We start from the raw sequence: 26,167 nt of genomic DNA, 5'->3' as shown, positions 1-26,167 counted from the left end.
TCGAAGAGGGCAAGGGCGCGCTATGCGCCCGCGGCAGCCATCTAGCGTCCCGATCAGCAGTGCGTCGGGGCGCTGGCTGGCATGTACTGGGCTACTGGTGCCACTCGATGGCAACGGTGTTCGGGTCGAATCGCTTGACGCCGCGCGGATGTCCGTGGAGTCGGACCTCGCAGAGCGCTTCAATGACTCCGCGCTTCGCGCCGAGGTCTGCGGCCTGGAACGCGGCTACCGGATCTTGTGCGCCGAGCACTGTGCCAGCTGTAGCGCTAGCGGCTAGGCGTACGCGCTCGGCCTCGAGTAGGGCGATCGCGGCGTCCTCGTGGTCACGTACGCGCTTGAGGTCGCGCCCCTCGATGACTTCGGCGTCGTAGTCGCGCTGAGCCCTTGCGATCCTCGCGCGATGCTGGCCGATCTGGCTCTTGATCTCATGCAGTCGGGGCTCGTCACGGCTCGGTAGAAGGTTGGCGAGGTCTGGGCGGGCCAACCGCGAACGGACGGCGGCACTCACGTATGCGTCGATCTGCTCTCGGCTTCGGGTGATGTGTCCCGCGCAGCGGTACCGACTTGTATGCGCACGCACGCGCTGACCGCAGACGCCGCAGCGGTACAACCCGCTGCCAAGGTGGCGGCGCTCGGTCCCGACACGGTTCGTAACGCGGTCAGTGCTGTCGAGCCTGTCCTGTACTGCTGCCCATGTCCCTTCGTCGACGAGGGGATTCCATTGCCCACGGACCGGCTCACCGGACTCGTCTCGGAGGATCGACGCGCGCCACGACCTGCGCTTGCCGCCACCAGGTTGCGTCTCTTTTGGTGTGTACGTTGAGTACCCGGCATACCGAGGGTTCCGCAAAATTCCAAGGACGGTGCTCGGGGGCCACGGCGCATTCTCCGGGATAGGACGCGGCTTTTGCTGCTTCTGCGCCGGGAGGGTCTCATTCTCCGCTTCGCGTCGGGCATTACGCTCGAGCGCGATGGTCCTCGTATGACGGGGGAGCGCTGGCACTCTGGGTGGTATGCGCTCGCTTACCTCGCCGGATAGGCCCGCCGCGATCGCCCTCAGTGAGCTCCCGCTGTTGAACGCAGTGTAGATCGCCCGGACAGCGTCCGCCTCGTGTTCGACGACGCCGCCCGCCACGGTGTACCCGAGCGGGCGCATGCCCTTCGGTACGCGCCCCTGGGCAGCTCTCTGCGCTTGAGCCGCTGACTGGCGGGCGGTCTTTCGCTCGACCTCCGAGCGGGCAACTGCGGCCTTGACGCGGGCGAACAGTCGTCCGCCGTCGGTAGTCAGGTCCGCCTCGCCATTCGCGGTTATCAGGCGTAGCCCGCGCTCCTCGGAGGCATCGATCCAGTCTTCTAGCTGCCGAGGCTGGCGGGTCAGGCGGTCGAGATCCCAGCAGATTATGGCGTCGAACTCTCCGGCCGCGAAGCCGCGAACAAGCGCGTCGTAACCGGGGCGACGTTTAGTTTTGTCCGTTGCGCTCCGCGATTGGTCGATGTACTCCTTGACTACCTCCCACCGGCGTGCCGTAGCGATTTCCAGGCACTCGGCACGCTGTCGATCAATCGCTAGACCGTCCATTTCACGATCGAGGGAGATACGAAGGTAGAGCGCTGCACGTACGCGAGCCTGAGACATTCACACAATCTACAAGAAAGGTGTTTCTCGGTTGCGGAACGTTCACATGTCCTGCTTCCTGATTAATCTCTGTTGGCCGTCCGGGGAGTTGTGCGGTGGCCGAGGAGCACGACGTTGTTGTCTGGCGCGCACGATGGAGCGGGTACAACTACCGTCCTGCCGCTCTAGCCGGTCTCGTTCTCTTCCCGTCCATGTGCCGACCGCATCGGGCGAGAGGATCGGCGTGATCCAGGCCTCTCGGCGGCAACGCGCCGCTACCACCGCCGATACCTTGAGCAGATGAACGTCGCGAAGTACCACCACATCAACCCGCAGTTTGTCTTGCGCCGCTTTGCCACTGAGGACGAGTGGGTCCGAGTGATTCGCCTGCCGGGACGAACGGGTTACTCATCGCTCGTCGAGAACACCGGTGGTGAGAACCATCTCTACTCGATACCTGAGCATCCGAGTGGCTCGGATGTGTTCGAGAAGGCGCTCGGCTCGGGACTCGAGGGTGAGACATCAGCCATCTTCGACCGCGTCAGAGACGGCGAATGGCCGCTCCCGCAGGATGCCCGTGACACTCTCGCGGAGTTCGTTGCGTTGCAGATGCTACGCGGACCTGAGCGGCGTAGACAAATGGAGTCTGCGATGGGCGAGATCGTCTCCAAGGCCGCCGGGCAACTGAGTAAAGAGGATTTCGCGAGATGGGCATCTGACACTGCAGGACGCCCGCTCACCGACAAAGAGGTAGAGGAACGCCGGGCCCTCATTTTCAGCCCCGCAGGCCTCTCGATCCCACAGACCGCTCGGGACCATATCGAGATGATGGGTGAAACGACTGGCGAGGTCGCCGGGTTCCTCGCGAGTCGTCCTTGGACGTTAGTCCCGTTCACAGACCGCTCGCTCATCACATCCGATGCCCCTGTGTCGTTGGTTGCCCACAAGCAACCAGGCTCAGGGCTGGGAGTGGGTGTCCGGACCGCTCGACTTGTGCTCTATCCGATGAGTCGCAGCATCGGCATCGTGATGAGAGACCCTTTCGACGGTCGCAACCCGACGGACGATCTCAGAAACTTCGTTGAGAAGGCGCGCTCGGGCGTTCTCGACGACCGGTCACCTGGCACTGCGGATATCGAGAGATCGATGAATGCACGCACCGCGGCCCACGCGGTGAGCAACATTTATCATCACCCCGATGACGCTGAGTTCGTGCCGTCGGACTACCGGGAGACGCAGTGACCGGCTGGATTCTTCGACGCCCATAACCTTGAACCCAAGACCATGCAGTCGGTGACGCTCCAATCTACTCGCACCTTTTAGGATGACATCGTGCACATACAACAAGTCCAGATCAAGCGACTTCTAGGCTTCGAGGCGCTGACGCTTGATGTGGACTCGAACCTTCAACTGATCGCAGGACCGAACAACGCAGGCAAGTCCTCGTTCATCCGTGTGCTCGAGGCCTTCTTCTCCGATCCGACCGCGGGCGATTTCAGACAGCTGAAGCCCCTGAACGACTACTACGTCCAGGGCGGTCCCAGAATGCTGTCGAGCATCAAAGTCCATTTCGGTGGACTCACCGATGCCGAAGCCAATGAGCTGAATGACGTAGTAAGCCGCGAGGGAACGTTCTGGGTTGAGATCACCTGCACGAGGAAGGGCAAAATCAGCTACCGCACTTGGACAGGTACAGATGCGCGATCTCGCGAGATCTTCGAGTGGGTTCTGCAGTCGTTTGACTTCGTGAAGATCCCGTCCGTCAGAGTGAGCGGCGACGACGAACACGATGCAGACCGCTCGTTGGCGCGGCTTTATGACACCTTGGAAGGTGTGCTTATCCGATCGGGCAGCTCCCGTTCCACGCAGCTCCAGAAGGACTTTGCCAAGGCGATGGAGCCGGTTGAGGATCTGGTGCGAGGGGTCCTCAACGAGTCAGTAAAGGCGGTGGCGACCGAACTTCCGTTCCAGGATCCTGTTCTCGGAGTGGACCTACCGGCGTCTCAGCACGCGCTGCGCGGAATGCTCAGGGAAGCCGTGATCACCAGTCACGATGATGTAGTAGTGCCGATCGCCGAGCGCGGCACCGGATTCCAGTCCGCTTTGGTTCTCGGTATTCTTCGCTACGTCTCGTCGAAGAGCAGGCAGGCAGGCACCAGCGTTCTCTTCGCCATTGAGGAGCCCGAGGCGTTTCTCCATCCACAGACGCAGCGGGCGATGGCAAAGATCCTCAAGGACATCTCGGCGGAAGCCCAGATGCTCGTCACTACCCATAGCCCCGTGCTCGTTGACTCGTTCTCCGTTACACGGATCGCGCGTCTTCCCCTTAGCCCGGAGGGCATGACTTACTCGGCGTGGAAGCCCGACCTGGCAGTTGACGAAGAAGGACGGCTGACGCGTTACTGCGACGCCACCAACAGTGAGCTAGTGTTTGCCAGCTCCGTGATACTGGTCGAGGGGCACGGTGACAAGCTCGTCGTCGACTACTTGCTGGAGAGCATCACCGGTGGACCGGGTGGTCACTACGCCCTTGGTATCGCAGTGATCGAGGCTTCCGGGATCACGACGATATCGCACCTGCTCCGGCTCGCTCAGCTCTTTGGCGTCCGCGCCTTTGTGCTTACCGACAAGGACGGTGTCCACAAGAGCGGCGACAACAAACGCGCGCTGGTCGAGATTCTAAAAGCCAAAGATGCCAAACCGTCCGTGGCCTTCCTCAATGGCCTGCGTGATCTCGCCGACCGACCGGTGACCACCCTCAAGGCGGCACTCGAGCACCAGAAGGAGCTCAACACGATGCTGCAGCCGTGGGACGCGTTCGTGTTGAGCTCCGACCTCGAAGGCATGCTCCTTGACGTTGTCCCGCAGGAAAAGCTGGCGGCGATGCTCGGGCCTGACGAGGCCAGTGAAGTGAGTAAGGAAACCGCCGAGGAGTTCGCGACGGGTGCCGCTGGGCGTGAAGCGATGGCGGCCCACCTCGGCTCAAAGGGATGGAACTCTGATCGTAAGAAGTCCGGCAAGGCAAAGCCGCACATTCCATCGGCGCTGCTGCGGCAGCATCTCGGTTCGGTGTCGAGCCAGCACCGCGCCATCAGACCGTTGATGGCTTGGCTCGGAGGGATCGTAGACGCCCACAAGCGCGCGCCGCTTTGATCACCCCGGTCCGCAGATTCATGCGTCTGCGTGGTCTACGAGATGTTTGACCACTACGGCACGTGGTGGAGTTCCGCTTCAACAATTGAGTGGGACCAGTTGGTCGTCAGTGATGGACCGGAAGAGGTACGAGCCGAACGGGCTGCTGTCGCGCCTTGTCGGCGAGCGGATGTACTCCGTTGAGTTCGTCCTCAACGACTATGTGCAGTTTCGGTTCGACGGATCGCCCGGCGCGGGTGACCCGGTCACGCTCAATTGCTACGTCTGGCCCCTGATCGAGTTCGATGGACGCACGTGGAGCGAGAAAGACGCCGGATATGCGGATGTCCTGCGCAGGCTGACGCCCGGTACGGTCGTTTCGACAACGGAACAGACGGGATCAGGCGTTCGACTCGCCCTGGACACTGGCGCACTTGTCATCCATCCGACGCTCGACGAGATTCACGTGGAGATTGCGGAGATCAGCGGATTCAAAGACGGCGCATGGATGGTGTGGCATCCCGGTGAAGAGAGCTTCGAGGACTTGGCATGAATCGCGACGTCGTGGAGTTCCGCTTCAACAACTGAGATCGGGCGGATCCGAGTAAGCTTCGTCGATGATCCAGCGCAACAGGGCGTCGCTCAGCATCCACAGCGACACCAAGACCGTGGCCGAGATCTCTGCGATGCTCGGACTGGAGCCCACCAACTGGGGTGACAAAGGCGATCTCACCCGTGCCGGGCGGGCCGGTCGGAACTACGCGCCGGAGCGTCTGACGCATCAGCGAACCTACTGGTCGTTCACCGAGACAATCGATGAACCGAGCACCGAGGATCAGACCGGCTTCTTCGCACTTCGTTCGTTGGTGGTGCGACTGCAACCCAGCGGACATGCACTCATGGAGCTCCGTCAAGGCGGAGAGACCACGCTCTGGTGGTCCGGAGACTCCGACAGCACGCAAGGTGGATTCGTGCTGGAGGCGGACCTGATCAGTGGCATTGCCAAGCTGGGCTGTGATGTCTTCGGCACCGCTTATCTCACCGAGGACGACGAGGACGAGGATGCGATGAGGGACAGCGACGTCACTGAGTTCGGTATCGGAAGTACACCCACGAGCAAGAACTGATCGCGATGGTTTCGCGGCGGTTGCACAAGGCGCTCCAACGGGCGCAGGACACGAAGTCGATTCTGCGCATCGAGCGCAAGCCGAAGTTCGCCGATCGGGTCGATGGCATCGTGCTTCGAATCGGCGAGCAGTGGATTCTGATGGCGCAGACCGCCGACGGCGGGTACTTCGACGGGTACGTCCTGCTCCGATTGCGCGATGTCGCGCGTCTCACGCCTGACGAGACATTTGCCCACGAGTTCGTCAGGCTTCAGCCTGAGTGGCCGCCTTCCTTCCCCTTCGACGTCGATCTGGACGACACTGCGTCCGCCCTCAGCGGGTTTGCGCGTCAAGGCGAATTGGTCGGGATTCAGAAGGAGAATGAACGCAGCGCGATCTGGATCGGCACTCCGGATGATGTGACTTCGCGCTATATCTACCTGAACGAAGTTCGACCAGATGCCACGTGGCATCCTCGACCGCTCGGCTACAAGCTGCGGTCGATCACGATGGCTGAGGTGGGTACGCGGTACCTCATCGGGCTATCGGAGGTCGCAGGGGCGGGTGCTTCGTCGGTTCGAGCCGACTAGGACGGCGACGTCGTGGAGTTCCGCTTCAACAACTGAGTGTCCCTCCTCGCACGGCGCGGGCCAGCGTGCGCCCGAACGTGCGGGGGACCCGCTAGGCCGAGCGCGGATGAGGGTAGGCGGCGTCGCGTCCCTGGAAGCTGAGGATGCTCGGGTTCTGCACGACGCCCTCGCGGATCTCGATCGCGCGCGTGAGGGTGGTGTTCTCCGCCCAGGCGTCGGGGCCCTCGAGCACGGTGCGGAGGAACGGCAGCAGGGCCTCGCTGATGTCCCACGTCGCGGAGTTCCACAGGTACGACGGGCTGTGATCGACGGCGTAGTAGTTCACGCCCTGGCCCACGGTGAACATCGGCTCATCGAACGTCGTCGGCGTGGCCCATTCGAACCCCATGCCCTCATCGCACGAGACGTCGACGATCAGGCTGCCCGGCGTGAAACGGCTGAGGTCCTCGGTCCGCAGGTATGTCAGCGGTGCCGCGACATCCTGGAACGTGCAGTTGACGACGATGTCGTACCGGGCGAGGAAGTCGGGGAGCAGCACCTCGCCCTCCTCCGTGCTCACCTCGCTGAGGTGGGTGGGGCCGTCGTCAGTGTTGAGCTGGGTGAGGTGGGCGTTGTGGATGGGGGAGCCCACGGCCGCCGCTCCGCGCTGCGTGAGCACCTCGATGTCGTGGACTCCGTGCGCGTTGAGCGCGGTCACGGCTCCCCGGGCAGTGGCGCCGAAGCCGATCACGACCGCGCTCAGCCGGGGTCCGTAGTCCCCGGTGGACCCGACGAGGCTCATCGCGTGGAGCACCGAGCAGTATCCGGCAAGCTCGTTGTTCTTGTGGAAGACGTGCAGGCTCATATCGCCTTGCGAGGTCCAGTGATTCATGGCCTCGAACGCGATCAGCGTGAGGCGGTTGTCGATCGCGGTCTGCGCGAGCTCCACATCCTGCACGCAGTGCGGCCAGCCCCACAGGATCCGCCCCTCGGGGATCGCGGCGACATCAGCCAGCTGCGGCTTGGGCAGCAGCAGGACGTCGGCGGATGCGAGGACCTCCGCCCGGTCTGCGACTCGCCCCACCCGCGATTCGATGTAGCCGGGCTCCAGCTGGAAGTCCGACCCGTAGCCGTGCTCGACGATCATCCGGGCGCGCACATCGGCGTCGATGCGGTCGAAGTGGTGCGGGTGGATCGGCAGACGCCGCTCGTTCTCCATGGACGAGCTCGCCAGCAGGCCGAGGCTGCGGAGTCCGTCATTCGACGATGCGGTATGAGCGGTGGACGTGCGTGTCGTGTCGGACAACGGGTTCCCATCTTCGGGGAACCAGGGTCAGCTCCTGTGCTGACTCTACGCCCGAAGTCACGCGGCCCTCGCCGCAGGCGGGATACGCTTGTTCGCGCAGGGTCGGCCGCGACTGTCAGATCAGCTCCGCGCAGCCCGCTCGACACCCCCACCGCGACGGCACGAGGAGAACGACGCCCATGACCGACACCCAGATCTTCGAGCCAGACGGCCGTGCCATCCCCTTCGTGGACGAGGGCGACGGACCCGTCAAGCTCGTGCTGATCCAGGAGCAGGGCCTCGCGGCCGACGTGCTGGGCGTGGCCGCCCACTACCTCGCCGAAGAGGCGGGATTCCACGTCCTGCGCATCGGACACCGTGCCGGTGACGCATCGCTGGAGGAGCGTGTCGACGACGCGATCGCCGTGATCGACCACGTCGGCATCGACGACACCTGGATCGGTGGACACGGCTTCGGCGGGACGATCGCCCGCGCCCTCGTCGCCGCACACTCCGACCGGGCCAACGGACTGCTGCTGCTCGGCGTCGAGGACGTCGACGTCGCCGTGGCACCGGCGATCCCGGTGCTGATCGTGCAGGCCACCGAGGACACCGACACCCCTCCCGCGAATGCCGAGGCGCTGCACGCGACGATCCCCGACCGTTCGAGCATCAAGACGATCGCGGGCGATCACCTGTTCCCGATGCATCACCCCATCGAGACCGGCGTGATCATCGAGGAATACCTGGACTGGGACTGAACTCGGTGATCTCGGGCGAGCGCACCGTCGTCCTCGCGATCGACCTGCAAGCCGGGGTGATGCCCGGATGCCACGACGAGCAGGGCGTGCTCTCGCATGCCGCTGCGCTGGTCGATCGCGCTCGTGCAGCTCACGTTCCCGTGGTCTGGGTGCATCACGACCCCGTCGGAGTGGGCACACCCGAGTGGGAGCTCGCGACGCCACTGCACCGCGCCGAAGGCGAGCCGCTGGTGCACAAGAGCTACCGCGACTCCTTCACCGACACCACGTTGAGGGAGACGCTCGACGCGCTCGGCGCGACGCACCTGGTGATCACCGGGGCGCAGTCGGACTTCTGCGTGCGCACCACGATGCAGCGCGCTGCGGCGGAGGGCTACGACGTCACGCTCGTGAGCGACGCGCACACGACGGTCGACACCGAGTGGGACGGCGTGCCGATCTCGGGAGAGCAGATCGTCGCGCACACGAACATGTACTTCTCCGGTCTGCGGTACCCGGGCCAACGGTTCGCGATCGCCACGCACGACCGAGTCGCGCTCTGAGGGCGGCTCGCGCCCTACCCGGATCCCGTGGATCCGCTCGTCTCAGCGGCTCACAGGTCGCTGTAATCGTTCGAGGGTGACTGGATCTCGGAGACCAGGTCCCCGTCGAGGGAGATGAGCACGAACATGATGCCGACCTCGCCCGGGCGCGACAGCGAGGTCGTCCCCTCCACCTCCTGATGCCCGACGCCGACCTGTTCGGCGATGCCGTCCCCGTCCTCGTCCCAGACGTCCCATCCTCCGGCCCTCACGACGTCGGTTCGCGACGATCCGACGGCGAGCCCGTCGTCGGTGGTGATCGCGACGCCGTCGACGGTGGGAGCCGTCGCGGTGACCGTCGCGCTACCGGTGCCACCGGCATCGGTGACGACCATGAGGCCGTTCCATTCGTAGCGGACGAGGTCGATCTCGTAGCCGGGTGGGCTCTCGAGCTCGACCGGTGCGGGGAGTTCGCCCGTCGCATCTTCGAGCAGGGCGAGCACGCTCGCCGCATCCTCGAAGGGCGCCGTCGCCGTGTCGTCGCCGTCGACGTACTCCACGCCGTCGATGGTGATGACCAACTGAGCGGCGACTGCGGGGGTGGGCGTCGACGACGGAGGGCTGGACGGCGGTGTCGTCGCGCTCGGCGACGCCGCTTCCTGCGCGGACTGCGGCGCACAGGCGGTGAGCAGCACGACGCTGGTGGTGAGAGCGAGCAGAAGTCGGACGCTACGGTGCATGGGCCCGATGCTAGCGCCTGACAGACTGGTGTGATGACCGCCACCCTCGTCGCCCAGGACCTCGCAGGTGGCTATGGTCACCGCATCCTCTTCGAAGGCCTCGACCTGACCGTCGCTCCCGGAGACGTCATCGGGGTCGTGGGCGCGAACGGAGCGGGCAAGTCGACGCTGCTCCGGATCCTCGCGGGGGTTCTCGCTCCCGCTGACGGAACTTTGTCTCTCGCACCGACCGACGCCTTCGTCGGCTGGCTGCCGCAGGAGCACGATCGGATCGAGGGTGAGACGGTCGCCGAGTACATCGCGCGACGCACGGGGTGCGCCGCGGCGACACGCGAGATGGATGCCGCGGCTGCCGCCCTCGGCGATCCGTCGCTCGCCCCTGCGGGCACGGACCCCGCAGACACGTATTCGCTGGCCCTCGACCGCTGGCTCGCCAGCGGCGCCGCCGACCTCGATGAGCGCATCCCCGCGGTGCTGGCGGATCTGGGGCTGCCCAGCGGAGGTCGCGTCTCGGACGAGGCGCTGATGACCGGTCTGTCCGGCGGGCAGGCCGCCCGCGTGGGGCTCGCCGCCCTGCTGCTCTCGCGCTTCGACATCGTCTTCCTCGACGAGCCCACGAACGACCTCGACCTCGACGGACTCGACCGTCTGGAGTCGTTCGTCCGCGGGCTCCGCGGCGGGGTCGTGCTCGTGAGCCATGATCGCGAGTTCCTCGCGCGCAGCGTCACCCGGGTGCTCGAGCTCGACCTCGCACAGAACTCGCACCGTCTCTACGGCGGAGGATACGACGCGTACATCGAGGAGCGCGCGGTCGTGCGTCGCCACCTGCGGGAGAAGTACGACGAGTTCGCCGACAAGAAGGCCGACCTCGTCGCGCGCGCCCGCACCCAGCGCGAGTGGTCGAGCCAGGGCGTGCGCAACGCGATGAAGAAGTCTCCCGACAATGACAAGATCAGGCGCAAGGCATCGACGGAATCCAGCGAGAAGCAGGCCCAGAAGGTCCGCCAGATGGAGAGCCGGATCGCCCGCCTCGACGAGGTCGAGGAACCGCGCAAGGAATGGCAGCTGGAGTTCACGATCGGCTCCGCCCCGAGATCGAGCAGTGTCGTCTCGACACTCAACTCCGCGGTGCTGCGGCAGGGTGACTTCACGCTGGGCCCCGTGTCGGTGCAGGTCGATGCCGGTGACCGGATCGGGATCACCGGGCCGAACGGCGCGGGCAAGTCGACGCTGCTTCGCGCCCTGCTCGGGCGGCAGGAGCCCGTCGAGGGCAGCGCCGCCCTCGGCAGCAGCGTGCAGATCGGCGAGATCGACCAGGCCCGATCGTTGCTGCTCGGCGACGAGCCGCTCTCCGAGGCGTTCGAGGCCGCCGTGCCGGAGATGGCGTCTGCGGAGGTGCGGACGCTGTTGGCGAAGTTCGGACTCAGGGCCGACCACGTGACCCGGCCGGTGTCGGGCCTCTCACCCGGGGAACGCACGCGGGCGGCGCTGGCGCTGCTGCAGGCCCGTGGAGTGAACCTGCTCGTGCTGGACGAGCCGACGAACCACCTCGATCTCGCGGCGATCGAGCAGCTCGAAGAGGCGCTCGAGTCCTACACCGGCACGCTGCTCCTGGTCACCCATGATCGACGGATGCTGGAGGCGGTGCAGACGAACCGGCGGTGGAGCGTCGCGGACGGACGCGTCGAGGAGCGCTGAGTCTCAGCGTCCCTGAGTCTCAGCGTCCCTGGCGCTTCTTGTAGGGCTTGGGCTGCCCCTTGACGATCGGGGCCCGGCCCTTGCCCTTCGAGGCCTTGGCCTTGCCGCCCGCGGGAGCGGCCGTCTTCGGCGCGGGCGGGGGAGCAGCGGCGACGGTCTCCTTCGCCTCGACGAGGAACAGCTCGCCGACACTCGTCAGGCGTGGTGTCCCCTCGCGGTTCACGAGTGCGTGACCGACCTCGTCCTCGAGCTTGTCGAGCGACGTGTACAGCGACGCGAGGGGGATGCCCAGCTCTTTCGCCGCACGGGGGAAGTGCAGCGTCTCGGCGAGCACGACGTACCGGCGGAGCAGTGCGATCTTCATGCGGGGGAACGGTCCTTCTCGAGCCGCGACGATCGCGGCTCTGGTTCTAACCTACGCGAGCGGGGGGCGCGGTCACTCCGCACGCACGGATGCCGCGACCCGAGGGCCGCGGCATCCGGTGCACCGCGCTCAGGCGACCTGGGGGAGGACCGCGAAGGAGACGGAGCCCTCATCGTCGACGCCGGCGTCGAGGATCTTGTCCTCGAGCGCGGCGGCGGCGGTCTCATCGAGGAAGAGGCGCGTGCCCGACACCTCGACGACCCGGTCTTCGGGCTCCGGGTCGGGGGTGACCAGGACCGCGAGCCTGGCACCGCCGTCGGGTCCGGGTGCCGGGGTGGAATGGATGCGGAGCCCCGCATCGGTGGCGTCGGTCTGACGGCTGACCAGGGTGTTGACGATCGCGGTGGCGTTGTCGGTGAGGGTGAGCACGAGACTCTCCTTCCGGTTGCGGTCACGACGCGGTTGCGGCGCGTTCGGGACACGATTCCGAACCCCGCCGCGCGATTCAACCCGACGCGCCCCGTTCGGAGGGGTCTCCCACCTGATGCAGAGGTTTTCTCAGGAAGACCTGCTCGGTGCCGTCCCCCTGCGGGATCCGCTCGTGCTCGCGATACCCGACCGATTCGTAGAGCCGGATGTTGGCTTCGCTCAGGCTGCCGGTGAAGAGCTCGGCGACCTCGGCCGACGACGACCGCTCTGCGGCGTCGAGCAGCCTGCGTCCGATGCCCTCGCCCTGGGTGTCCGGGGCGATGGCGATCCTGCCGATCAGCAGCACGCCGTCATCCTCGACGAAGCGGATCGCGCCCACTAGCCTGCCGTCGATGCGGGCGGTGAGACCGTCGCCCGCCCGCAGCTCCGCCTCGACCTCCGCGAGCGTCTGCGTGAGCGGGGGCATGTCGGCGCTGCCGTAGATCTGCGCTTCCGACACGAATGCGGCGCGCTGGAGCGTGAGCACCTCTCCCGCATCCGATTCCGTGATCGCGGCGATCACGACCTCCGGGTGGGCGTCCTGCGCGCCGGCATCGCCGGTCTGTGCTCTCTGGGTGTCCGATGTTCTCTGGGCGTCCGATCTCATCACTCCGCCACGATCCGACGTGCCGGAGGAGCCTGTCAACCCCCTCGATCGGCGGGGCGTCGCGGCGTTACGGTCTGTGGGCCGGGGCCTGCACGTCGCTCCGGATCCACTCACAGAGCAGGAGACACCCATGGCTGAGAAGACGAAGTCCACGACTGCCGCCTCCGCGAAGCGCGGCGCGAAGACGACCAGGCGTCAGAACGCGGAGAAGGGCTTCACCGCGTCCTCCGAGCTCGCCGGCAACCTCCAGACCGTGCTCGTCGACCTCATCGAACTCTCGTTGCAGGGCAAGCAGGCGCACTGGAACGTCGTGGGCCGCAACTTCCGCGACACGCACCGTCAGCTCGACGAGATCATCGACGCCGCGCGCGAGTTCAGCGACACCGTCGCCGAACGCATGCGCGCCCTGCACGCGGTGCCGGACGGCCGCACGGACACGATCGCGGAGACGACCTCGCTGCCGGCCTTCCCGGCCGGCGAGGTGTCCACCACCGACACGATCGATCTGATCACCGCGCGCCTGGATGCCGTCGTCGGCACGATCCGCGACGTCCATGACGCGATCGACGAGGAGGACCCGACTTCGGCCGACATCCTGCACGCGGTCCTCGAGAGTCTCGAGCAGTTCGCCTGGATGGTCAGCGCCGAGAACCGCACGCCCGCAGGCCGCTGAGCCGTCGCCGGTGGGTCGCTCTCAGGAGCGGCCCACCGCTCTGCGCACGAGACGCGGAAGGACGAGCGAGAGCAGTCCTATCGCCACCAGCGAGGCCACCAGAGCGATCAGCCCGGCGGCGCGATCCACGGTGAAATCGACGATGAGCGTCGTCACGCCGGTCGTGAGGGCAGCGATCACCACGAGGTCGATCTTCACGATGCCGGCCGCCACGCGCACCAGCTCGGGCTTGCGGCGTCGCCCGAAGGTGGCACGATGCATGCCGACGGGGGCGAGAGCGAGGATCGTCGCCAGGGCCGCGAGGCCGACCAGCACGACGTAGAGGTCGCGCTGGAGCTCGTCCATGTCCTCGAAGCGGGGCTGGAAGGCCACCGCGAGCAGGAAGCCGGTGAGGATCTGCGTCCCGGTCTGCATGACGCGCAGCTCCTGCAGCAGCTCGTCCCAGTTGCGATCGGCCCGCTCGTTGCGGGTCTCATCGCGTCCGTCGGCCTGATCGTCGAGCTCGTCCGGCGTCGCGCGCTGTTCGGGTTCCATGCGGCCAGTCTCGTGGCGCAGGTCCGATCGTGTCCACAGTCTTGTGTGCGCACGAGGGGGTGTGTGCGCGACGGGCTCCGGTCTCAGCGCTCGCCGTCCTCCTCGCGCAGGCGCGGAACGGTCCGCCGCTCAGGGCGGAGTCCTGCCTTGTCGGCGTAGAACGCGCGGATCCGATCCATGTCCGCCGCGACGTCTCCTGTGAGATCGAGGGTGGGTCCGAGGCCGGTGGTCATGGTCGTGCGGTCGACGAAGCCGAGGGTCAACGGCATCCCGGTCTCGCGGGAGATCCGATAGAAGCCCGACTTCCAGTGCTCGTTACCGCCGCGAGTGCCGTCCGGTGTGATCACCAGTCCGAACACCGAGCCGGAGCGCACCTGATCGACCACGTCCGCCACCACACGGGCGGGGTCGGCACGATCCACCGGGATGCCGCCGAGTCGCCGCATGAGGGGACCGCGCCAGCCGCGGAACAGGCTGTTCTTGCCGAGCCAGTGCACCTCGATGCCCAGCTGCCACGAGATGGCGAGCATCAATACGAAATCCCAGTTCGAGGTGTGCGGCGCGCCGATCAGGATCGTCGGCCGAGACGGCGTCGTCTCGGCGGTCAGGGTCCATCGGCTGAAGGTCCAGAACACGCGGGCGAGGAGTCGTTTGAGCACTCGTCAACCGTAGAGGACGACGACCTCGCGTCTGCCGTGAGAGACGAGCGGATTCGACGCCTCCACCCCGCAGCAGGCGTAGCATCTAATGATGGCCACGTCACAGGACTCCGATGCGCAGGATGCACCCGCGGTGCTCCAGACGATTCCGGACGCTCTGAACCTGCTCGAGGAGGGCGCCGTCGGATACTGCAGCGGCGGCGTCTGCCACATCCCCGCGCCCAAGAAGCAGCAGTAGCGGACGCCGCCGCCGCGGTCGTCGTCGCTCGCCGGTTACAGCGAGCTGTGCGGATCAGTGCCCGCCGTGGGCGCCGCCCGAGACGTCGTCTGCGGGCTTGCGCACGAAGGCGCTCAGGGCCACCGCCGCGAGCGAGATGATCGCCGCGATCAGGAACGCCATGCGTGCACCGGGTGCCCCGGCCGCCGCGGTGGCCAGTCCCTCGGCCTCGCCCGCGTGCAGGATCGCCGAATAGGTCACGGTGAGCACTGCCACGCCCGCCGCGCCGCCGACCTGCTGCAGGGTGTTCAGCACCGCGGACCCGTGGGAGTACAGCGAGCGCTGCAGGGATCCCAGCGACGCCGAGAACAGCGGGGTGAACGACATCGCGAGACCCACCGACATCGCGGCCTGCACGATGATCAGCACCCACCACACGGTGTGCTCGCCGACCGTCGAGTAGTAGAACAGCGCGGCCGACACGAGGATCGTGCCGGGGATCAGCAGCGGACGGGTGCCCCGGGCGTCGTAGAGGCGACCCATGACGGGGCCGAGCAGACCCATCAGCACGGACCCGGGGAGCAGGATCAGACCGGATTCGAGGGCGTTCAGACCCGCGACGTTCTGCAGGTACTGCGGCAGCAGCGTGAGAGTGCCGAACATCGACAGCGCGAGGATCGTCATGATGATGACCGAGAACGTGAAGTTCGTCGAGCGGAACACCCGCAGGTCGAGCAGCGCGTCGTCGACACGCTGCAGCACGAGCTGACGCCAGACGAACAGCGCGAGCGCGACGGCGCCGACGACGAGCGCGGTGATGCCCGCGGCCTCACCGGATCCGCCCTCGCCGCCGAACTGGCTCAGACCGAACACGATGCCGCCGAAACCGAGCGCGGCGAGCGGGATCGACAGCACGTCGAGGGGCACCGCGCGGGTCTCGCCGAGATTGGTCATCCACTTCACGCCGATGAGGAGCGAGACCAGGGCGATCGGCAGGATGATCGCGAACAGCGCGCGCCAGTTCAGTGTCTCGAGCACGGCGCCGGCGACGGTCGGGCCGATCGCGGGTGCCAGCGAGATGACGAGGCCGACGCGGCCCATCATGCGTCCTCGCGACTGGGCGGGCACGACGTTCATGATCGTCGTCATGAGGAGCGGCATCATGATGCCGGTGCCGGCGGCCTGGATCACGCGACCGGCGAGCAGCACCGCGAATCCCGGCGCGACCAGGGCGACGAGGGTGCCGAGGGAGAAGAGGCTCATCGCTGCGATGAACACCTGCCGCGTGGTGAAGCGCTGCAGGATGAAGCCGGTGGTCGGGATGACGACGGCCATGGTGAGCATGAACGCACTCGTCAGCCACTGGCCGAGCTCGGGCGGGATGCCGAGATCCGCATTGAGATGCGGGATGGCGATGCCCATGGTCGTCTCGTTGAGGATGGCGACGAACGCCGCGACGAGGAGCAGCCAGATGACGCGCATGTCGCTGCGCGCGATCTCACCCGTCGGCGCGGAAGAAGTGGGCGTGGGGATCGAACCGGTGTCGACGGCAGACATACGGCCTCCAAGGCACGCGAGAAGAGGGGAGGGAGGGTGCACGCGAGAGCGTGGACCATTCAGCGTAACGGCAGGCATCGACATTTCATTCCGGATCCGTACGAATCCGCTGCACCCGCGCGGGCGCCGGTGCCTGCGTCGCCTGCCCGTTCGACGCCGTCGGATCCGACCGTCCGCCGCCCTGACTACGCTGGCGGGATGAGCATGGGTGGAGGACGCGGCGGGTTCCGCGGCGTCGACGAGGACGCGCAGCGTCGACTCAACGCCGAGGCACCGCGCATCAGCGGGCTGGGAGCGCGGGTGGTCGCCCTGTTCCGGCCCTACCGCTGGCGGATCCTCTGGACCGGGGTGCTCGTGATCCTCGGCGCCGGCATCGCGGTGATCCCTCCGCTGATCGTCCAGCGCATCTTCGACGAGGGTCTGTTCCCGGTCGACGGCGGAGGACCGCACCTCGACCTGCTGGCCTGGCTCGTCGGCGGCATGGTCGTCCTCTTCCTCGTCTCCGCAGCCCTGGGCGTCGCCCAGACCTGGTTGACCTCGACGGTCGGCAACAACGTCACCGGAGATCTGCGGGTGCGGCTCTTCGAGCACCTCCAGGCGATGGAACTCGGATTCTTCACGCGGACGAAGACGGGCGTGATCCAGTCGAGACTGCAGAACGACGTCGGCGGTGTGTCCGGTGTGCTCACCAACACCGTCACCAGCATCCTCGGCAACGTCGTCACGGTCATCGCCTCCCTCGTCGCGATGATCCTGATCGACTGGCGACTCACGCTGATCGCGGTCGTGCTGATGCCGTTCCTCATCGTGGTGCAGCGACGCGTGGGACAGGTGCGGGCCCGGATCGCCGGCGAGACGCAAGAGTCCCTGTCGGAGCTCACCTCGATCACCCAGGAGACGCTGAGCGTGTCGGGGATGCTGCTGTCCAAGGCGTTCAACCGTCAGCGCACCGAGTCGCAGCGCTACCAGGCCGAGAACCGCAACCAGGTGACGCTGCAGGTGCGCCGGGCGATGAGCGGTCAGGGCTTCTTCGCGGTCGTGCAGGTGCTGATGGCGAGCGTCCCCGCCGTGATCTACCTGGTGTCGGGGTATCTGATCGCCGGCGGCACCGGCGCGATCACGGCCGGCACCGTCGTCGCGTTCACGACGGTGCAGGCACGCCTCCTGCAGCCGCTGATGGGGCTGATGCGCGTCTCCCTCGACCTGCAGACGTCATCGGCGCTCTTCGCGCGCATCTTCGAGTACCTCGATCTGGTGCCGGAGATCCAGGACGCGCCCGACGCGATCACCGTCGCCGATGCTCCGGGGCCGCGCGGCCGGATCGAGTTCGACGATGTCGTCTTCCGCTACCCCGATGCGGCGGCCGACGCGCGACCGACCCTCCAGGGCGTCTCCTTCGTCGCCGAGCCGGGGCAGCATGTGGCGTTCGTCGGCCCGTCGGGCGCAGGCAAGACCACGGTCCTCTACCTGGCGCCGCGCCTGTACGAGGCTGCGGGCGGTGCGGTGCTCTTCGCGGGCGCCGACGTGGGCACGCTCACCCAGGAGTCGATCATCGACCAGGTCGGCATCGTGTCGCAGGAGACGTACCTGTTCCACGCCACGATCCGCGACAACCTGCTCTACGCCCGTCCGGAGGCGACGGAGGACGAGCTGATCGCGGCATGCACGGCCGCGAACATCCACCACATCATCGCCGGATTCGAAGACGGGTACGACACGATCGTCGGCGAGCGCGGCTATCGCCTCTCCGGCGGCGAGAAGCAGCGCATCGCGATCGCCCGGGTGCTGCTGAAGGATCCGCCGGTGCTGCTGCTCGACGAGGCCACCTCCGCGCTCGACACCGTCTCGGAGCGTGTCGTGCAGGAGGCGCTCGACGAGGCGGCCAAGGGACGGACGACACTGACCATCGCGCACCGACTGTCGACCGTGATCGGCGCCGACGTCATCCACGTGCTCGAGGCCGGCCAGATCGTCGAGTCCGGCACCCACTCCGAGCTGATCGCCCGGGGCGGCCTCTACGCGGAGCTCGCGGCGCAGCAGGTCGCGGCGTCACGGGTGATCCAGACCGAGGCCGTCGTCGAGAGCACGGTCACCGGCGGTGTGCGGGCGGCGCTGCCAGACCGGCGGGCCGATCGGGCACCCCACGATTCCGCGGGGGCGGATGCGGTCGCCGCGCTCACCGCGCCGGTGCCGCTGCTCGACGTGACCCGCGCGGACGAGAGGGTCCACCCGGCGGAGGACTGAGCGCCGGATCGTCAGTGCACCGACAGACCGCCGTCGACGAACAGCGAGTGGCCCGTCACGTATCCCGATCCCGCGCCCGCGAGGAAGACGGCCGCCGCGGCGAAGTCCTCCGGCAGTCCGTTGCGGCCGATCATGGTGCGCGCGGCCAGAGCGGCGATCTGCGCGGGGTCCTCCTGCAAGCGCGCGTTGAGCGGCGTGAGCACGAACCCCGGCACGAGGGTGTTGCTCGTCACGCCGGTGCCGCCCCAGGCCTCGGCCTCCGACCGCATCAGAGATTCGACCGCGCCCTTCGAGACGCCGTAGACCCCGCTGCCGACGAACGCGCGGTGGGCCTGCTGGGAGCTGATGTGGATCAGTCGGCCGAACCCGCGTTCGGCCATGCCCACGGCATAGCGCTGCCCGAGCAGCAGCGGGGCGAGCGTGTTCACGGTCATGCTCGCGTCCCAGTCGGCCTCGGAGATCTCGGCGAACGGCGGCCGGATGTTGATCCCTGCCGAGTTCACCAGGATGTCGGGTTCTCCGAACGGCTGCGCGGCGGCCTCGGCCAGAGCGCGGATGCCGGCTCGCGAGCTCAGGTCGCCGACGACACCCGCCGCACGGCAGCCGGCATCCGTCAGCTCTCCGACCGTCTGCACGATCCGCTCCTCGCCACGCGCGACGACGACGGTCGCCGCTCCGGCCCGTGCGAGGGCGGTGGCGATGCCGCGGCCGATGCCCGAGCTTCCTCCTGTGACCACGGCCGTGCGGCCGTCGAGCGCGAAGAGGTCGGCGAGGTAGTCGTTCATGAGTCTCCGGGGTTGCGGCGTCACCACGCCAGGGCGGCGGCGAGTGCGGGGTCGGGGTGCGCGTCGCCGAACTCGGGCAGCGCCTCGATGTCGGCGACGAAAGACGCCACGACCGCCGAGTACTCGGGGTCGGGATGGGTCGCGGCGATGTCGAGAAGGGGAGGCAGATCCATCGCGAGGATCAGCTCGAGTCGGGCGACGACCGCCGCGCGGGCTCCCGCCTCGTGCAGCACGCGGATGCCGCCGCGGAGCGCGGCGAGGTAGTCGCGCACCACCCGTAGCTGCGCGCGCCCCTGCGTGATGGACGTGCCGTCGGCACGCAGCCGCCACCGCACGACCGTGTCGGGGATCACGTCGAAGGCCCGAGCGCGGGTGTAGAGCAGCTGGGCGACGATCTGATCCTCGTAGGCGACACCCTCGGGGAACCGCACATCGCGCCACAGCTCGGTCCGGCTCATCTTCGACCAGGCGACGATGTTCGCACTCGCCGCGGGGTGCTCCAGGATCGTGGTGCCCATCCGTGCCGGCGACGTCGCCGCGGCCACCCAGGGCTGCACCCGACCGGGGAGGTAGCGTTCGCCATCGAAGCGCGACCGCACGTAGGCCCCCGCGACCAGGTCGCTGCCGGTCTCGGCGAGCGTGCCGCTCAGGCGTTCGAGGGCGGTGGGGGTGAGCTCGTCGTCGCCGTCGAGGAATCCGACGAGGGGCGTGTCGACCAGGTCGAGCGCCGCGTTGCGAGCGGCGCCGAGACCACGGGACGCCGCGTGGGTGAGAGCCCGGAAGCGGCGGTCGGAGGCTGCGGCCGCCGCGAAGATCTCCCCGGTGTCGTCGGTGGACCCGTCGTCGACGAGGATCGCCTGCCACCGGCGCTCGGTCTGCGCCAGGAGCGAGTCGAGAGCGGCGGGTGCGAATCCGCCGATGTCGTGGCCGGGGACGATCACGGTCACGAGCGGTGCGGAGGCGGTCACGAGCCGAGTCTAGAGCCGCCCGCGCGTCGCACCCGTCCGCTCACCCGGCGACGGCGCGCACGGACTCGGCGACGAGGGCGGCGAGCCGTGGGGGCAGGTCGTCGGGCAGCGTCTCGCGACCGAAGGTGAAGCGCACCGCACTCTGCGCGACCGCGGGATCCACCCCGCAGGCGAGGAGCACGTGGGAGGGGTCGTCGCTCCCGGCCGCGCACGCGGAGCCGCTCGACGACACGACGCCCCGACGCTCGAGCTCGAGGAGCACCGCCTCGCCGCTCACGCCCGCGAAGGTGAAGCTCGCGGTGGCGGGGAGTCGCCCCGCCGGGTCTCCCGTCAGCACCGCCTGCGGGACGGCCGCGAGGATCCCGGCGATGACGCGGCGGGTGGCCGCGCCCACCCGTGCGCTCGCCGCCTCACGCTCGGCCTCGGCCAGTTCGAGCGCGACGGCGAGACCGACGGCGCCCGCGACGTTCTCGGTGCCCGAGCGGCGACCGCGCTCCTGACCGCCTCCGTGCAGCAGGGGTTCGAGGGGGATGCGCCCTCGTACCGCCAGGGCGCCGATCCCCTTCGGGGCGCCGAGCTTGTGACCGGCGATGGCGACGGCATCCGCGCCGAGTCCGGCCAGCGGCAGCCATCCCGCGGACTGCACCGCGTCGAGGTGCAGCGCGGCGCCCGTGGCATGCGTCACCGCGGCGAGTCCCGCGACGTCCTGGACCGTGCCGATCTCGTTGTTTCCATGCCCCAGGGCGACCAGGGCCGTGTCGTCTCGGACCTGTGCACGCAGAGCATCGGGGGAGATCCGCCCCCACGCGTCGACCACCGGCATCGTCACCTCGACATCGTGGAATCGGCGCAGGAAGTCCGCCGACTCCAGGATCGACTCGTGCTCGATCGGCGAGACCACCAGATGGCGCCGCCCCGCGCCGAGAGCGGCGAGCACGATCCCCTTCACCGCGAGGTTGTTCGCCTCGGTGCCGCCCGCCGTGAACACCACATCGCCGGCCCGCATCCCCAGCACGCGGGCGACCCTCGCCCGTGCGTCGTCGAGCGCCGACGCCGCCGCCTCGCCGTAGGTGTGATGGCTCGACGGATTGCCGAACGTCCCGGTGAGGTACGGGCGCATCTCGTCGAGCACCTCCGGTCGCACCGGAGCCGTCGCGGCATGGTCGAGGTAGAGCATCCGTTCAGTCGATCCGCACGTCGAGGCCGAGGTCGAGGGCACGCGCCGAATGCGTGAGCGCCCCGACCGAGATCACGTTGACCCCGGTCGCGGCTATCGCACCCACCGTCTCGAGATCGACGCCGCCGGAGGCCTCGGTCTGCGCCCTGCCGCCGATGAGCGCCACCCCCGCCCTCAGGTCGTCGAGCGAGAAGTTGTCGAGCAGCACCGTGTGGGCGCCGCCGTCGATCACGGCGGCGATCTGATCGAGCCTGTCGACCTCGACCACCACATGAGTGGTGTGGGGGAGCGCGGCGAGCGCGTCGCGCAGGGCGACGGCGAGATCGAGGCCTGAGCGCTGCAGCACCGCGAGGTGGTTGTCCTTCGCCATCACGGCGTCCGACAGCGAATGCCGGTGATTGCGTCCGCCGCCGGACACCACCGCGTGGCGCTCGAAGGCCCGAAGGCCCGGAGTGGTCTTGCGGGTGTCGGCGATGCGCGCCGCGGTTCCCTCGATCGCACGCACATACGCGGCGGTGAGGGTGGCGATCCCGCTCATGCGCTGGGTGAAGTTCAGTGCGACGCGCTCGGCGGTGAGGATGCTCCGAGCCGTCCCCGACACCGAGGCGAGCACGTCGCCGGTGGCGAACGTGTCGCCGTCGCCGACGTGCACGTCGACCCTCAGGGTCGGATCGGTGAGGGTGAAGGCCGTCGAGAACACGGCACCGCCGCTGAAGACACCGGGTTCCCGCGCGACCAGATCGGCGTTCGCTGTGGCATCCGCCGGCAGCAGCGTCACGCTGGTCAGGTCGCCCCAGGGCGCGTCCTCGTCGAGGGCGGCCGCGACGACGCGGGTGAGGATGGCGGGCGTGAGCATCAGACGGTCTCCAGAACGGGTGAGGGTGCGGGGTCGCGGAAGTGCGCACCGACCGAGTCGGTGCGGGTGAGGGCGGCGGTCGCCGTGGCGGATCCGAGCAGCAGGAGATTCTGCTCCTCGTGCTCCACGACCGTGCGGGGATGCCGCGAGTCGGCGCGCCAGGCATCGAGCGTGTCGAGCGCCTGCCCCAGCCCCTCGGCGGATCTGAGCAGCCCGACACGGTCCCACATCAGCTGCTGCAGGGCCGCGCGGGAGAAGGCGGGGACGCCCGCCGACGGACGCGTCGAAGGGGGTGCTCCGTCCGTCGGGGCGGGGCCCGGTGCCACGGCCGGAACGGAGCCGGCCGGCCAGGGCGCGTCGAGCGCGGCCGCCGCTCGCGCTCCGAACACCGCGCCCTCGAGCAGCGAGTTCGAGGCGAGCCGGTTCGCCCCGTGCACGCCGGTTCGAGCGACCTCGCCGACCGCGAGGAGCTGGGGGAGTGATGTGCGTCCGGCCAGGTCTGTGGCGACGCCTCCCATCAGGTAGTGCGCCGCCGGTGTCACCGGGATCGGCTCCGACGCCCAGTCGAATCCGCGCTCGCGGGTCACCCGGTCGATCGTCGGGAATCGGCGGGCCAGCGCCGACGCTCCGAGCATCGTCGCATCCAGCCGCACGGGCGATCCCTGCGCGGCGGCCTGTCGTGCGATCGCCCTCGACACCACGTCACGGGGAGCGAGTTCGCCGTCGGGATGGCTGTCGAACACGAATCGGCGACCGTCGGCGTCGAGAAGCGTCGCCCCCTCGCCGCGCACGGCCTCAGAGACGAGGAACGGAGTGCCCGCATCGAGGAGGACCGTCGGATGGAACTGGACGAACTCCAGATCTCTCACGACCGCACCCGCGCGCAGCGCCGCAGCGATGCCGTCACCGGTCGTGCCGGCCGGATTCGTCGTGTGCGCATAGAGCTCACCGGCCCCTCCGGTGGCGAGGATGACGGCATCCGCGGTGAGATCCGTCGTGACGCCGCCGATCAGCACCCGGATGCCGTGGGCGACGCCCCCCTCGACGAGCAGATCGACGAGGAACGCGTGCTCGATAACGGCGATCTGTGCCGCGTGGGTGGCATGCACCAGCGCCCGGGTGATCGCCGCGCCGGTCGCGTCGCCGCCGGCGTGCACGATGCGCGCGTGGCTGTGCGCGGCCTCGCGCCCGCGCAGGAGTGCGCCTGCGGCGGAGCGATCGAACGCGACACCGCGGGCGATCAGCTCCGTGATCCTGGCCGTCGCGTCGCGGACGAGCACGTCGACGGCCGCGGGGTCGGACAGCCCCGCTCCCGCCGTCATGGTGTCGGTCGCGTGCTCGGCGGCGGAGTCGCCGGCGCCGTAGCTCCCGGCGACGCCGCCCTGGGCGTATCCGGTGCAGCCGTCGCCCAGCGCGCCCTTCGTCACGACGGTGACCGTGTGGCCGGCCTCGTGCGCATTAAGGGCGGCGGTGAGCCCGGCGATGCCGGAGCCCGCGACGATCACCTCCATCAGGGGCCCGCGATCACGGGCGGCTTCGCCGCCAGCATCCGCTCGAGGGCTACCCGCGCGGGATCCGCCACGTCCGCCGTCACCGCGATGCGGTTCGGGGTGCGTCCGGCGACGAGTTCCTCGAGCACCCACGCGAGATACCCCGGGTGGATGCGGTACATCGTCGAGCAGGGGCACACCACCGGATCGAGACAGAAGATCTCGTGCTGCGGGAACTGCGCGGCGAGACGTCGGACCAGGTTGATCTCGGTGCCGATCGCGAAGGTCGTCGGCGTGGTCGCGGCGGCGATCGCGCGGCGGATGTAGTCGGTCGATCCCGCCTCGTCGGCGGCATCGACGACCTCCATCGGGCATTCGGGGTGCACGATCACCCGCACACCCGGGTGCTCCTCCCGCGCCTTCTCGATCTGCGCGACGGAGAAGCGACGGTGGACCGAGCAGAACCCGTGCCACAGGATGACGCGCGAGTCGAGCAGCTCTGTGGCGGAGGAGCCTCCGAGCGCCGCGCGCGGGTTCCACATCGGCATCCTGTCGAGAGGCACGCCCATCGCCTTCGCGGTGTTGCGGCCCAGATGCTGGTCGGGGAAGAACAGCACGCGCCGGCCCCGCTCGAAGGCCCATTCCAGCACGGTCTCGGCATTCGACGACGTGCACACGATGCCGCCGTGCCTGCCGACGAATCCCTTGATCGCGGCGGAGGAGTTCATGTAGGTCACGGGGATCACCGGGACCCGGCCGCTCTCGTCGACGGCGTCGAGATCGCCGAACACGTCGGACAGCTGCTCCCAGCAGTCCTCGACCTGGTCGATGTCGGCCATGTCGGCCATCGAGCAGCCGGCGGCGAGGTTCGGCAGGATCACGGCCTGGTCGGGGCCGGAGAGCAGATCGGCCGTCTCGGCCATGAAGTGCACTCCGCAGAAGACGATGGCCTCGGCATCCGTGCGCGCCTTCGCCGCGGTGGCGAGCTGGAAGGAGTCGCCCACGTAGTCGGCGTGACGCACCACCTCCTCCCGCTGGTAGAAGTGGCCGAGCACGACCACGCGGTCGCCCAGGGCCGCTTTGGCTGCGCGGATGCGGTGGTCGAGCTCGTCCTCGCCCGCCTCGCGGTACGAGGCGGGGAGCTCCCCCTGGCGTGGGGCGCCGGTGGGGATCACGTCGCCCATCGATGAGCCGGGCCCGTACCCGGGCCGCGTGTCGAAGTCCCAGGGTCCGAGCGCGAGATCGGTCGCGCAGGTGGCATCTGTGGAGGCGCCGGACACGATCGACCGGATCGCGTGATCGACGGAGGCGTCGATCGCCGGCACGTCGGGCGTCGGAAGGAAGGTGATGCTCATCGGGTACTCGTCTCGTCGGGGCCGAGCGGGCCGTGGTCGGCCAGTTCGACGTCGGTGTTGTATCGGTACAGGCGGGCGGGGCGGTGGCTGCCGGTGCGGAACCGGTCGGTGGGCAGCAGGGTTCCCGAGCTCTCCACCTGGCGTCGGAAGTTCGCCGGGTCGAGCTGTCTGCCGAGGATCGCCTCGTAGGCCTCGCGGAGATCGGCCAGGGTGAACTCGGCGGGGAGGAAGCCGTGTGCGACGCGGCTGTAGCCGACCTTGTTGCGCAGGCGCCACAGGGCGTAGTCGACGATCACGCGATGGTCGAACGCGAGCGGCGGGAGGTCGTCGAGATCGAACCAGCGCACGTTCTCGGGCGCGCGGCCGGATGCGCGGTGCGCGGCGCTCTGCGCATCGACGTCGTCCTGGCGCAGCAGCGCCCAGTAGACGATCGAGACGACGCGGGTGGGGGAGCGGTCGACGGCGCCGAACGCGTACAGCTGCTCGAGGTAGCTCGGCGTCAGGCCGGTGGTCTCGGCGAGGGTACGGGCCGCGGCATCGACGGGGGATTCGACCGTGGTGAGCCAGCCGCCGGGCAATGCCCACTGTCCGGCGAACGGCTCGCGGGTGCGCAGCACCAGGGGGAGCGCCAGCACGGCCGCCCCGTCGTCGGTGCGGCGCAGCGTGAGGATGACCGTCGACACGGCGACATCGATTCCCCTGGTTTGAGTCATAGTTACCTTAACCTCCGGATCGATCTTAGTGTCATCCGGACACTTAGTGCACCTGTGTGACGGACGCGGCGCC

At 68.2% G+C, this 26,167-nt stretch carries 27 protein-coding genes; 11 read left to right on the top strand and 16 right to left on the bottom strand.

Features of this window, described 5'->3' with window-relative positions; all coding sequences use genetic code 11:
* Positions 1-91: 91 nt before the first annotated feature.
* Positions 92-1,636, bottom strand: coding sequence for a recombinase family protein (locus FQ142_RS11815; protein WP_149423393.1), 1,545 nt, complete (start codon positions 1,634-1,636; stop codon positions 92-94).
* 279 nt (positions 1,637-1,915) lie between these two features.
* Here FQ142_RS11815 and FQ142_RS11810 point away from each other — a divergent pair, with 279 nt between their 5' ends.
* The 5 genes from FQ142_RS11810 (at position 1,916) to FQ142_RS11790 (ending at position 6,443) form a co-directional block, all read left to right on the top strand.
* Entirely contained in the window at positions 1,916-2,857 is a 942-nt protein-coding gene (locus FQ142_RS11810) for a DUF4238 domain-containing protein (protein ID WP_149423392.1), read from the top strand.
* Positions 2,858-2,947: 90 nt separating this feature from the next.
* Positions 2,948-4,768 (top strand): ATP-dependent nuclease, encoded by a 1,821-nt coding sequence (locus tag FQ142_RS11805; RefSeq protein WP_188042373.1) that lies wholly within the window; start codon positions 2,948-2,950, stop codon positions 4,766-4,768.
* 112 nt (positions 4,769-4,880) lie between these two features.
* Complete coding sequence (locus tag FQ142_RS11800) at positions 4,881-5,300, top strand: hypothetical protein (protein ID WP_149423390.1); 420 nt, start codon at positions 4,881-4,883, stop codon at positions 5,298-5,300.
* Between the two features lie 64 nt (positions 5,301-5,364).
* A complete protein-coding gene (locus FQ142_RS11795; protein WP_149423389.1) occupies positions 5,365-5,874 on the top strand; it encodes a DUF4279 domain-containing protein in 510 nt (169 codons plus the stop codon).
* 5 nt (positions 5,875-5,879) lie between these two features.
* Positions 5,880-6,443: a hypothetical protein gene (locus tag FQ142_RS11790; RefSeq protein WP_149423388.1), complete on the top strand. Its 564-nt coding sequence runs from the start codon at positions 5,880-5,882 to the stop codon at positions 6,441-6,443.
* Between the two features lie 91 nt (positions 6,444-6,534).
* Here the strand turns inward: FQ142_RS11790 and FQ142_RS11785 are convergent, their stop codons facing one another.
* The gene (locus FQ142_RS11785) at positions 6,535-7,641 is read right to left on the bottom strand and encodes a N(5)-(carboxyethyl)ornithine synthase (RefSeq protein ID WP_056419378.1); all 1,107 of its coding nucleotides are present in this window, start codon (positions 7,639-7,641) and stop codon (positions 6,535-6,537) included.
* Between the two features lie 266 nt (positions 7,642-7,907).
* On the opposite strand from FQ142_RS11785, the gene FQ142_RS11780 reads away from it, so the two are divergent.
* Both FQ142_RS11780 and FQ142_RS11775 read left to right on the top strand, forming a co-directional pair.
* Complete coding sequence (locus FQ142_RS11780) at positions 7,908-8,468, top strand: alpha/beta fold hydrolase (protein ID WP_045255560.1); 561 nt, start codon at positions 7,908-7,910, stop codon at positions 8,466-8,468.
* Between the two features lie 5 nt (positions 8,469-8,473).
* Positions 8,474-9,010, top strand: a complete 537-nt coding sequence (locus tag FQ142_RS11775) for an isochorismatase family protein (RefSeq protein ID WP_262492136.1) — start codon at positions 8,474-8,476, stop codon at positions 9,008-9,010.
* 50 nt (positions 9,011-9,060) lie between these two features.
* On the opposite strand, the gene FQ142_RS11770 is transcribed toward FQ142_RS11775, so the two are convergent.
* Positions 9,061-9,729 carry a hypothetical protein gene (locus tag FQ142_RS11770; protein WP_149423387.1) on the bottom strand — a complete coding sequence of 223 codons (669 nt, stop codon included), beginning with the start codon at positions 9,727-9,729 and terminating at the stop codon, positions 9,061-9,063.
* Between the two features lie 33 nt (positions 9,730-9,762).
* Between FQ142_RS11770 and FQ142_RS11765 the strand changes: the two genes are divergently transcribed.
* Positions 9,763-11,427, top strand: coding sequence for an ABC-F family ATP-binding cassette domain-containing protein (locus tag FQ142_RS11765; RefSeq protein WP_149423386.1), 1,665 nt, complete (start codon positions 9,763-9,765; stop codon positions 11,425-11,427).
* Positions 11,428-11,446: 19 nt separating this feature from the next.
* On the opposite strand, the gene FQ142_RS11760 is transcribed toward FQ142_RS11765, so the two are convergent.
* The 3 genes from FQ142_RS11760 to FQ142_RS11750 all read right to left on the bottom strand — a co-directional run bounded on the left by FQ142_RS11760 (position 11,447) and on the right by FQ142_RS11750 (position 12,866).
* Positions 11,447-11,791, bottom strand: a complete 345-nt coding sequence (locus tag FQ142_RS11760; protein ID WP_149423385.1) for a LysR family transcriptional regulator — start codon at positions 11,789-11,791, stop codon at positions 11,447-11,449.
* A gap of 129 nt (positions 11,792-11,920) precedes the next feature.
* Entirely contained in the window at positions 11,921-12,220 is a 300-nt protein-coding gene (locus FQ142_RS11755; protein WP_056416108.1) for a hypothetical protein, read from the bottom strand.
* Between the two features lie 76 nt (positions 12,221-12,296).
* On the bottom strand, positions 12,297-12,866 hold the full coding sequence (locus tag FQ142_RS11750) for a GNAT family N-acetyltransferase (protein ID WP_149423384.1): 570 nt from the start codon (positions 12,864-12,866) through the stop codon (positions 12,297-12,299).
* A gap of 130 nt (positions 12,867-12,996) precedes the next feature.
* On the opposite strand from FQ142_RS11750, the gene FQ142_RS11745 reads away from it, so the two are divergent.
* Positions 12,997-13,539, top strand: coding sequence for a Dps family protein (locus FQ142_RS11745; RefSeq protein WP_056416111.1), 543 nt, complete (start codon positions 12,997-12,999; stop codon positions 13,537-13,539).
* Between the two features lie 21 nt (positions 13,540-13,560).
* On the opposite strand, the gene FQ142_RS11740 is transcribed toward FQ142_RS11745, so the two are convergent.
* The gene (locus tag FQ142_RS11740; RefSeq protein WP_149423383.1) at positions 13,561-14,073 is read right to left on the bottom strand and encodes a DUF6328 family protein; all 513 of its coding nucleotides are present in this window, start codon (positions 14,071-14,073) and stop codon (positions 13,561-13,563) included.
* Positions 14,074-14,156: 83 nt separating this feature from the next.
* The gene (locus FQ142_RS11735; protein ID WP_056416117.1) at positions 14,157-14,732 is read right to left on the bottom strand and encodes a 1-acyl-sn-glycerol-3-phosphate acyltransferase; all 576 of its coding nucleotides are present in this window, start codon (positions 14,730-14,732) and stop codon (positions 14,157-14,159) included.
* Between the two features lie 91 nt (positions 14,733-14,823).
* Between FQ142_RS11735 and FQ142_RS17495 the strand changes: the two genes are divergently transcribed.
* Positions 14,824-14,970: a hypothetical protein gene (locus FQ142_RS17495; protein ID WP_188042394.1), complete on the top strand. Its 147-nt coding sequence runs from the start codon at positions 14,824-14,826 to the stop codon at positions 14,968-14,970.
* 54 nt (positions 14,971-15,024) lie between these two features.
* Here FQ142_RS17495 and FQ142_RS11730 read toward each other — a convergent pair whose 3' ends face one another.
* The gene (locus FQ142_RS11730) at positions 15,025-16,506 is read right to left on the bottom strand and encodes an MDR family MFS transporter (protein WP_149423382.1); all 1,482 of its coding nucleotides are present in this window, start codon (positions 16,504-16,506) and stop codon (positions 15,025-15,027) included.
* A gap of 204 nt (positions 16,507-16,710) precedes the next feature.
* Here FQ142_RS11730 and FQ142_RS11725 point away from each other — a divergent pair, with 204 nt between their 5' ends.
* Positions 16,711-18,750: an ABC transporter ATP-binding protein gene (locus tag FQ142_RS11725; protein WP_410477442.1), complete on the top strand. Its 2,040-nt coding sequence runs from the start codon at positions 16,711-16,713 to the stop codon at positions 18,748-18,750.
* Positions 18,751-18,761: 11 nt separating this feature from the next.
* Here FQ142_RS11725 and FQ142_RS11720 read toward each other — a convergent pair whose 3' ends face one another.
* The 7 genes from FQ142_RS11720 to FQ142_RS11690 are packed head-to-tail and all read right to left on the bottom strand — an operon-like array spanning position 18,762 to position 26,094.
* Entirely contained in the window at positions 18,762-19,535 is a 774-nt protein-coding gene (locus tag FQ142_RS11720) for an SDR family NAD(P)-dependent oxidoreductase (protein WP_149423380.1), read from the bottom strand.
* A 20-nt stretch (positions 19,536-19,555) separates the two neighbouring features.
* Complete coding sequence (locus FQ142_RS11715; protein ID WP_149423379.1) at positions 19,556-20,503, bottom strand: glycosyltransferase family 2 protein; 948 nt, start codon at positions 20,501-20,503, stop codon at positions 19,556-19,558.
* Positions 20,504-20,543: 40 nt separating this feature from the next.
* The gene (locus tag FQ142_RS11710; protein WP_149423378.1) at positions 20,544-21,680 is read right to left on the bottom strand and encodes a cysteine desulfurase family protein; all 1,137 of its coding nucleotides are present in this window, start codon (positions 21,678-21,680) and stop codon (positions 20,544-20,546) included.
* 4 nt (positions 21,681-21,684) lie between these two features.
* Positions 21,685-22,536, bottom strand: coding sequence for a carboxylating nicotinate-nucleotide diphosphorylase (gene nadC / locus FQ142_RS11705; protein ID WP_149423377.1), 852 nt, complete (start codon positions 22,534-22,536; stop codon positions 21,685-21,687).
* Complete coding sequence (gene nadB, locus FQ142_RS11700; RefSeq protein ID WP_262492135.1) at positions 22,536-24,047, bottom strand: L-aspartate oxidase; 1,512 nt, start codon at positions 24,045-24,047, stop codon at positions 22,536-22,538. Before nadB ends, nadC begins: the two co-directional genes overlap by 1 nt.
* Positions 24,047-25,381 carry a quinolinate synthase NadA gene (nadA, locus tag FQ142_RS11695; RefSeq protein WP_149423376.1) on the bottom strand — a complete coding sequence of 445 codons (1,335 nt, stop codon included), beginning with the start codon at positions 25,379-25,381 and terminating at the stop codon, positions 24,047-24,049. The genes nadB and nadA overlap by 1 nt, the downstream gene beginning before the upstream one ends.
* Complete coding sequence (locus FQ142_RS11690) at positions 25,378-26,094, bottom strand: NUDIX hydrolase (protein WP_149423375.1); 717 nt, start codon at positions 26,092-26,094, stop codon at positions 25,378-25,380. Before FQ142_RS11690 ends, nadA begins: the two co-directional genes overlap by 4 nt.
* Positions 26,095-26,167: the final 73 nt, after the last annotated feature.

Source organism: Microbacterium sp. ANT_H45B (assembly GCF_008369345.1).
In the GTDB taxonomy this organism is placed as follows: Bacteria; Actinomycetota; Actinomycetes; order Actinomycetales; family Microbacteriaceae; genus Microbacterium.
This window is presented reverse-complemented; position numbering and strand designations above follow the sequence as displayed.

What these genes read in the sequence shown, in the direction of transcription:
- FQ142_RS11815 (WP_149423393.1), bottom strand. Translation starts at nt 1,636, where the DNA reads ATGTCTCAGGCTCGCGTACGTGCAGCGCTCTACCTTCGTATCTCCCTC.
- FQ142_RS11810 (WP_149423392.1), top strand. Translation starts at nt 1,916, where the DNA reads ATGAACGTCGCGAAGTACCACCACATCAACCCGCAGTTTGTCTTGCGC.
- FQ142_RS11800 (WP_149423390.1), top strand. Translation starts at nt 4,881, where the DNA reads ATGGACCGGAAGAGGTACGAGCCGAACGGGCTGCTGTCGCGCCTTGTC.
- FQ142_RS11795 (WP_149423389.1), top strand. Translation starts at nt 5,365, where the DNA reads ATGATCCAGCGCAACAGGGCGTCGCTCAGCATCCACAGCGACACCAAG.
- FQ142_RS11790 (WP_149423388.1), top strand. Translation starts at nt 5,880, where the DNA reads ATGGTTTCGCGGCGGTTGCACAAGGCGCTCCAACGGGCGCAGGACACG.
- FQ142_RS11785 (WP_056419378.1), bottom strand. Translation starts at nt 7,641, where the DNA reads ATGGAGAACGAGCGGCGTCTGCCGATCCACCCGCACCACTTCGACCGC.
- FQ142_RS11780 (WP_045255560.1), top strand. Translation starts at nt 7,908, where the DNA reads ATGACCGACACCCAGATCTTCGAGCCAGACGGCCGTGCCATCCCCTTC.
- FQ142_RS11770 (WP_149423387.1), bottom strand. Translation starts at nt 9,729, where the DNA reads ATGCACCGTAGCGTCCGACTTCTGCTCGCTCTCACCACCAGCGTCGTG.
- FQ142_RS11765 (WP_149423386.1), top strand. Translation starts at nt 9,763, where the DNA reads ATGACCGCCACCCTCGTCGCCCAGGACCTCGCAGGTGGCTATGGTCAC.
- FQ142_RS11760 (WP_149423385.1), bottom strand. Translation starts at nt 11,791, where the DNA reads ATGAAGATCGCACTGCTCCGCCGGTACGTCGTGCTCGCCGAGACGCTG.
- FQ142_RS11750 (WP_149423384.1), bottom strand. Translation starts at nt 12,866, where the DNA reads ATGAGATCGGACGCCCAGAGAACATCGGACACCCAGAGAGCACAGACC.
- FQ142_RS11745 (WP_056416111.1), top strand. Translation starts at nt 12,997, where the DNA reads ATGGCTGAGAAGACGAAGTCCACGACTGCCGCCTCCGCGAAGCGCGGC.
- FQ142_RS11740 (WP_149423383.1), bottom strand. Translation starts at nt 14,073, where the DNA reads ATGGAACCCGAACAGCGCGCGACGCCGGACGAGCTCGACGATCAGGCC.
- FQ142_RS17495 (WP_188042394.1), top strand. Translation starts at nt 14,824, where the DNA reads ATGGCCACGTCACAGGACTCCGATGCGCAGGATGCACCCGCGGTGCTC.
- FQ142_RS11730 (WP_149423382.1), bottom strand. Translation starts at nt 16,506, where the DNA reads ATGTCTGCCGTCGACACCGGTTCGATCCCCACGCCCACTTCTTCCGCG.
- FQ142_RS11725 (WP_410477442.1), top strand. Translation starts at nt 16,711, where the DNA reads ATGGGTGGAGGACGCGGCGGGTTCCGCGGCGTCGACGAGGACGCGCAG.
- FQ142_RS11720 (WP_149423380.1), bottom strand. Translation starts at nt 19,535, where the DNA reads ATGAACGACTACCTCGCCGACCTCTTCGCGCTCGACGGCCGCACGGCC.
- FQ142_RS11710 (WP_149423378.1), bottom strand. Translation starts at nt 21,680, where the DNA reads ATGCTCTACCTCGACCATGCCGCGACGGCTCCGGTGCGACCGGAGGTG.
- nadC (WP_149423377.1), bottom strand. Translation starts at nt 22,536, where the DNA reads ATGCTCACGCCCGCCATCCTCACCCGCGTCGTCGCGGCCGCCCTCGAC.
- nadB (WP_262492135.1), bottom strand. Translation starts at nt 24,047, where the DNA reads ATGGAGGTGATCGTCGCGGGCTCCGGCATCGCCGGGCTCACCGCCGCC.
- nadA (WP_149423376.1), bottom strand. Translation starts at nt 25,381, where the DNA reads ATGAGCATCACCTTCCTTCCGACGCCCGACGTGCCGGCGATCGACGCC.
- FQ142_RS11690 (WP_149423375.1), bottom strand. Translation starts at nt 26,094, where the DNA reads ATGACTCAAACCAGGGGAATCGATGTCGCCGTGTCGACGGTCATCCTC.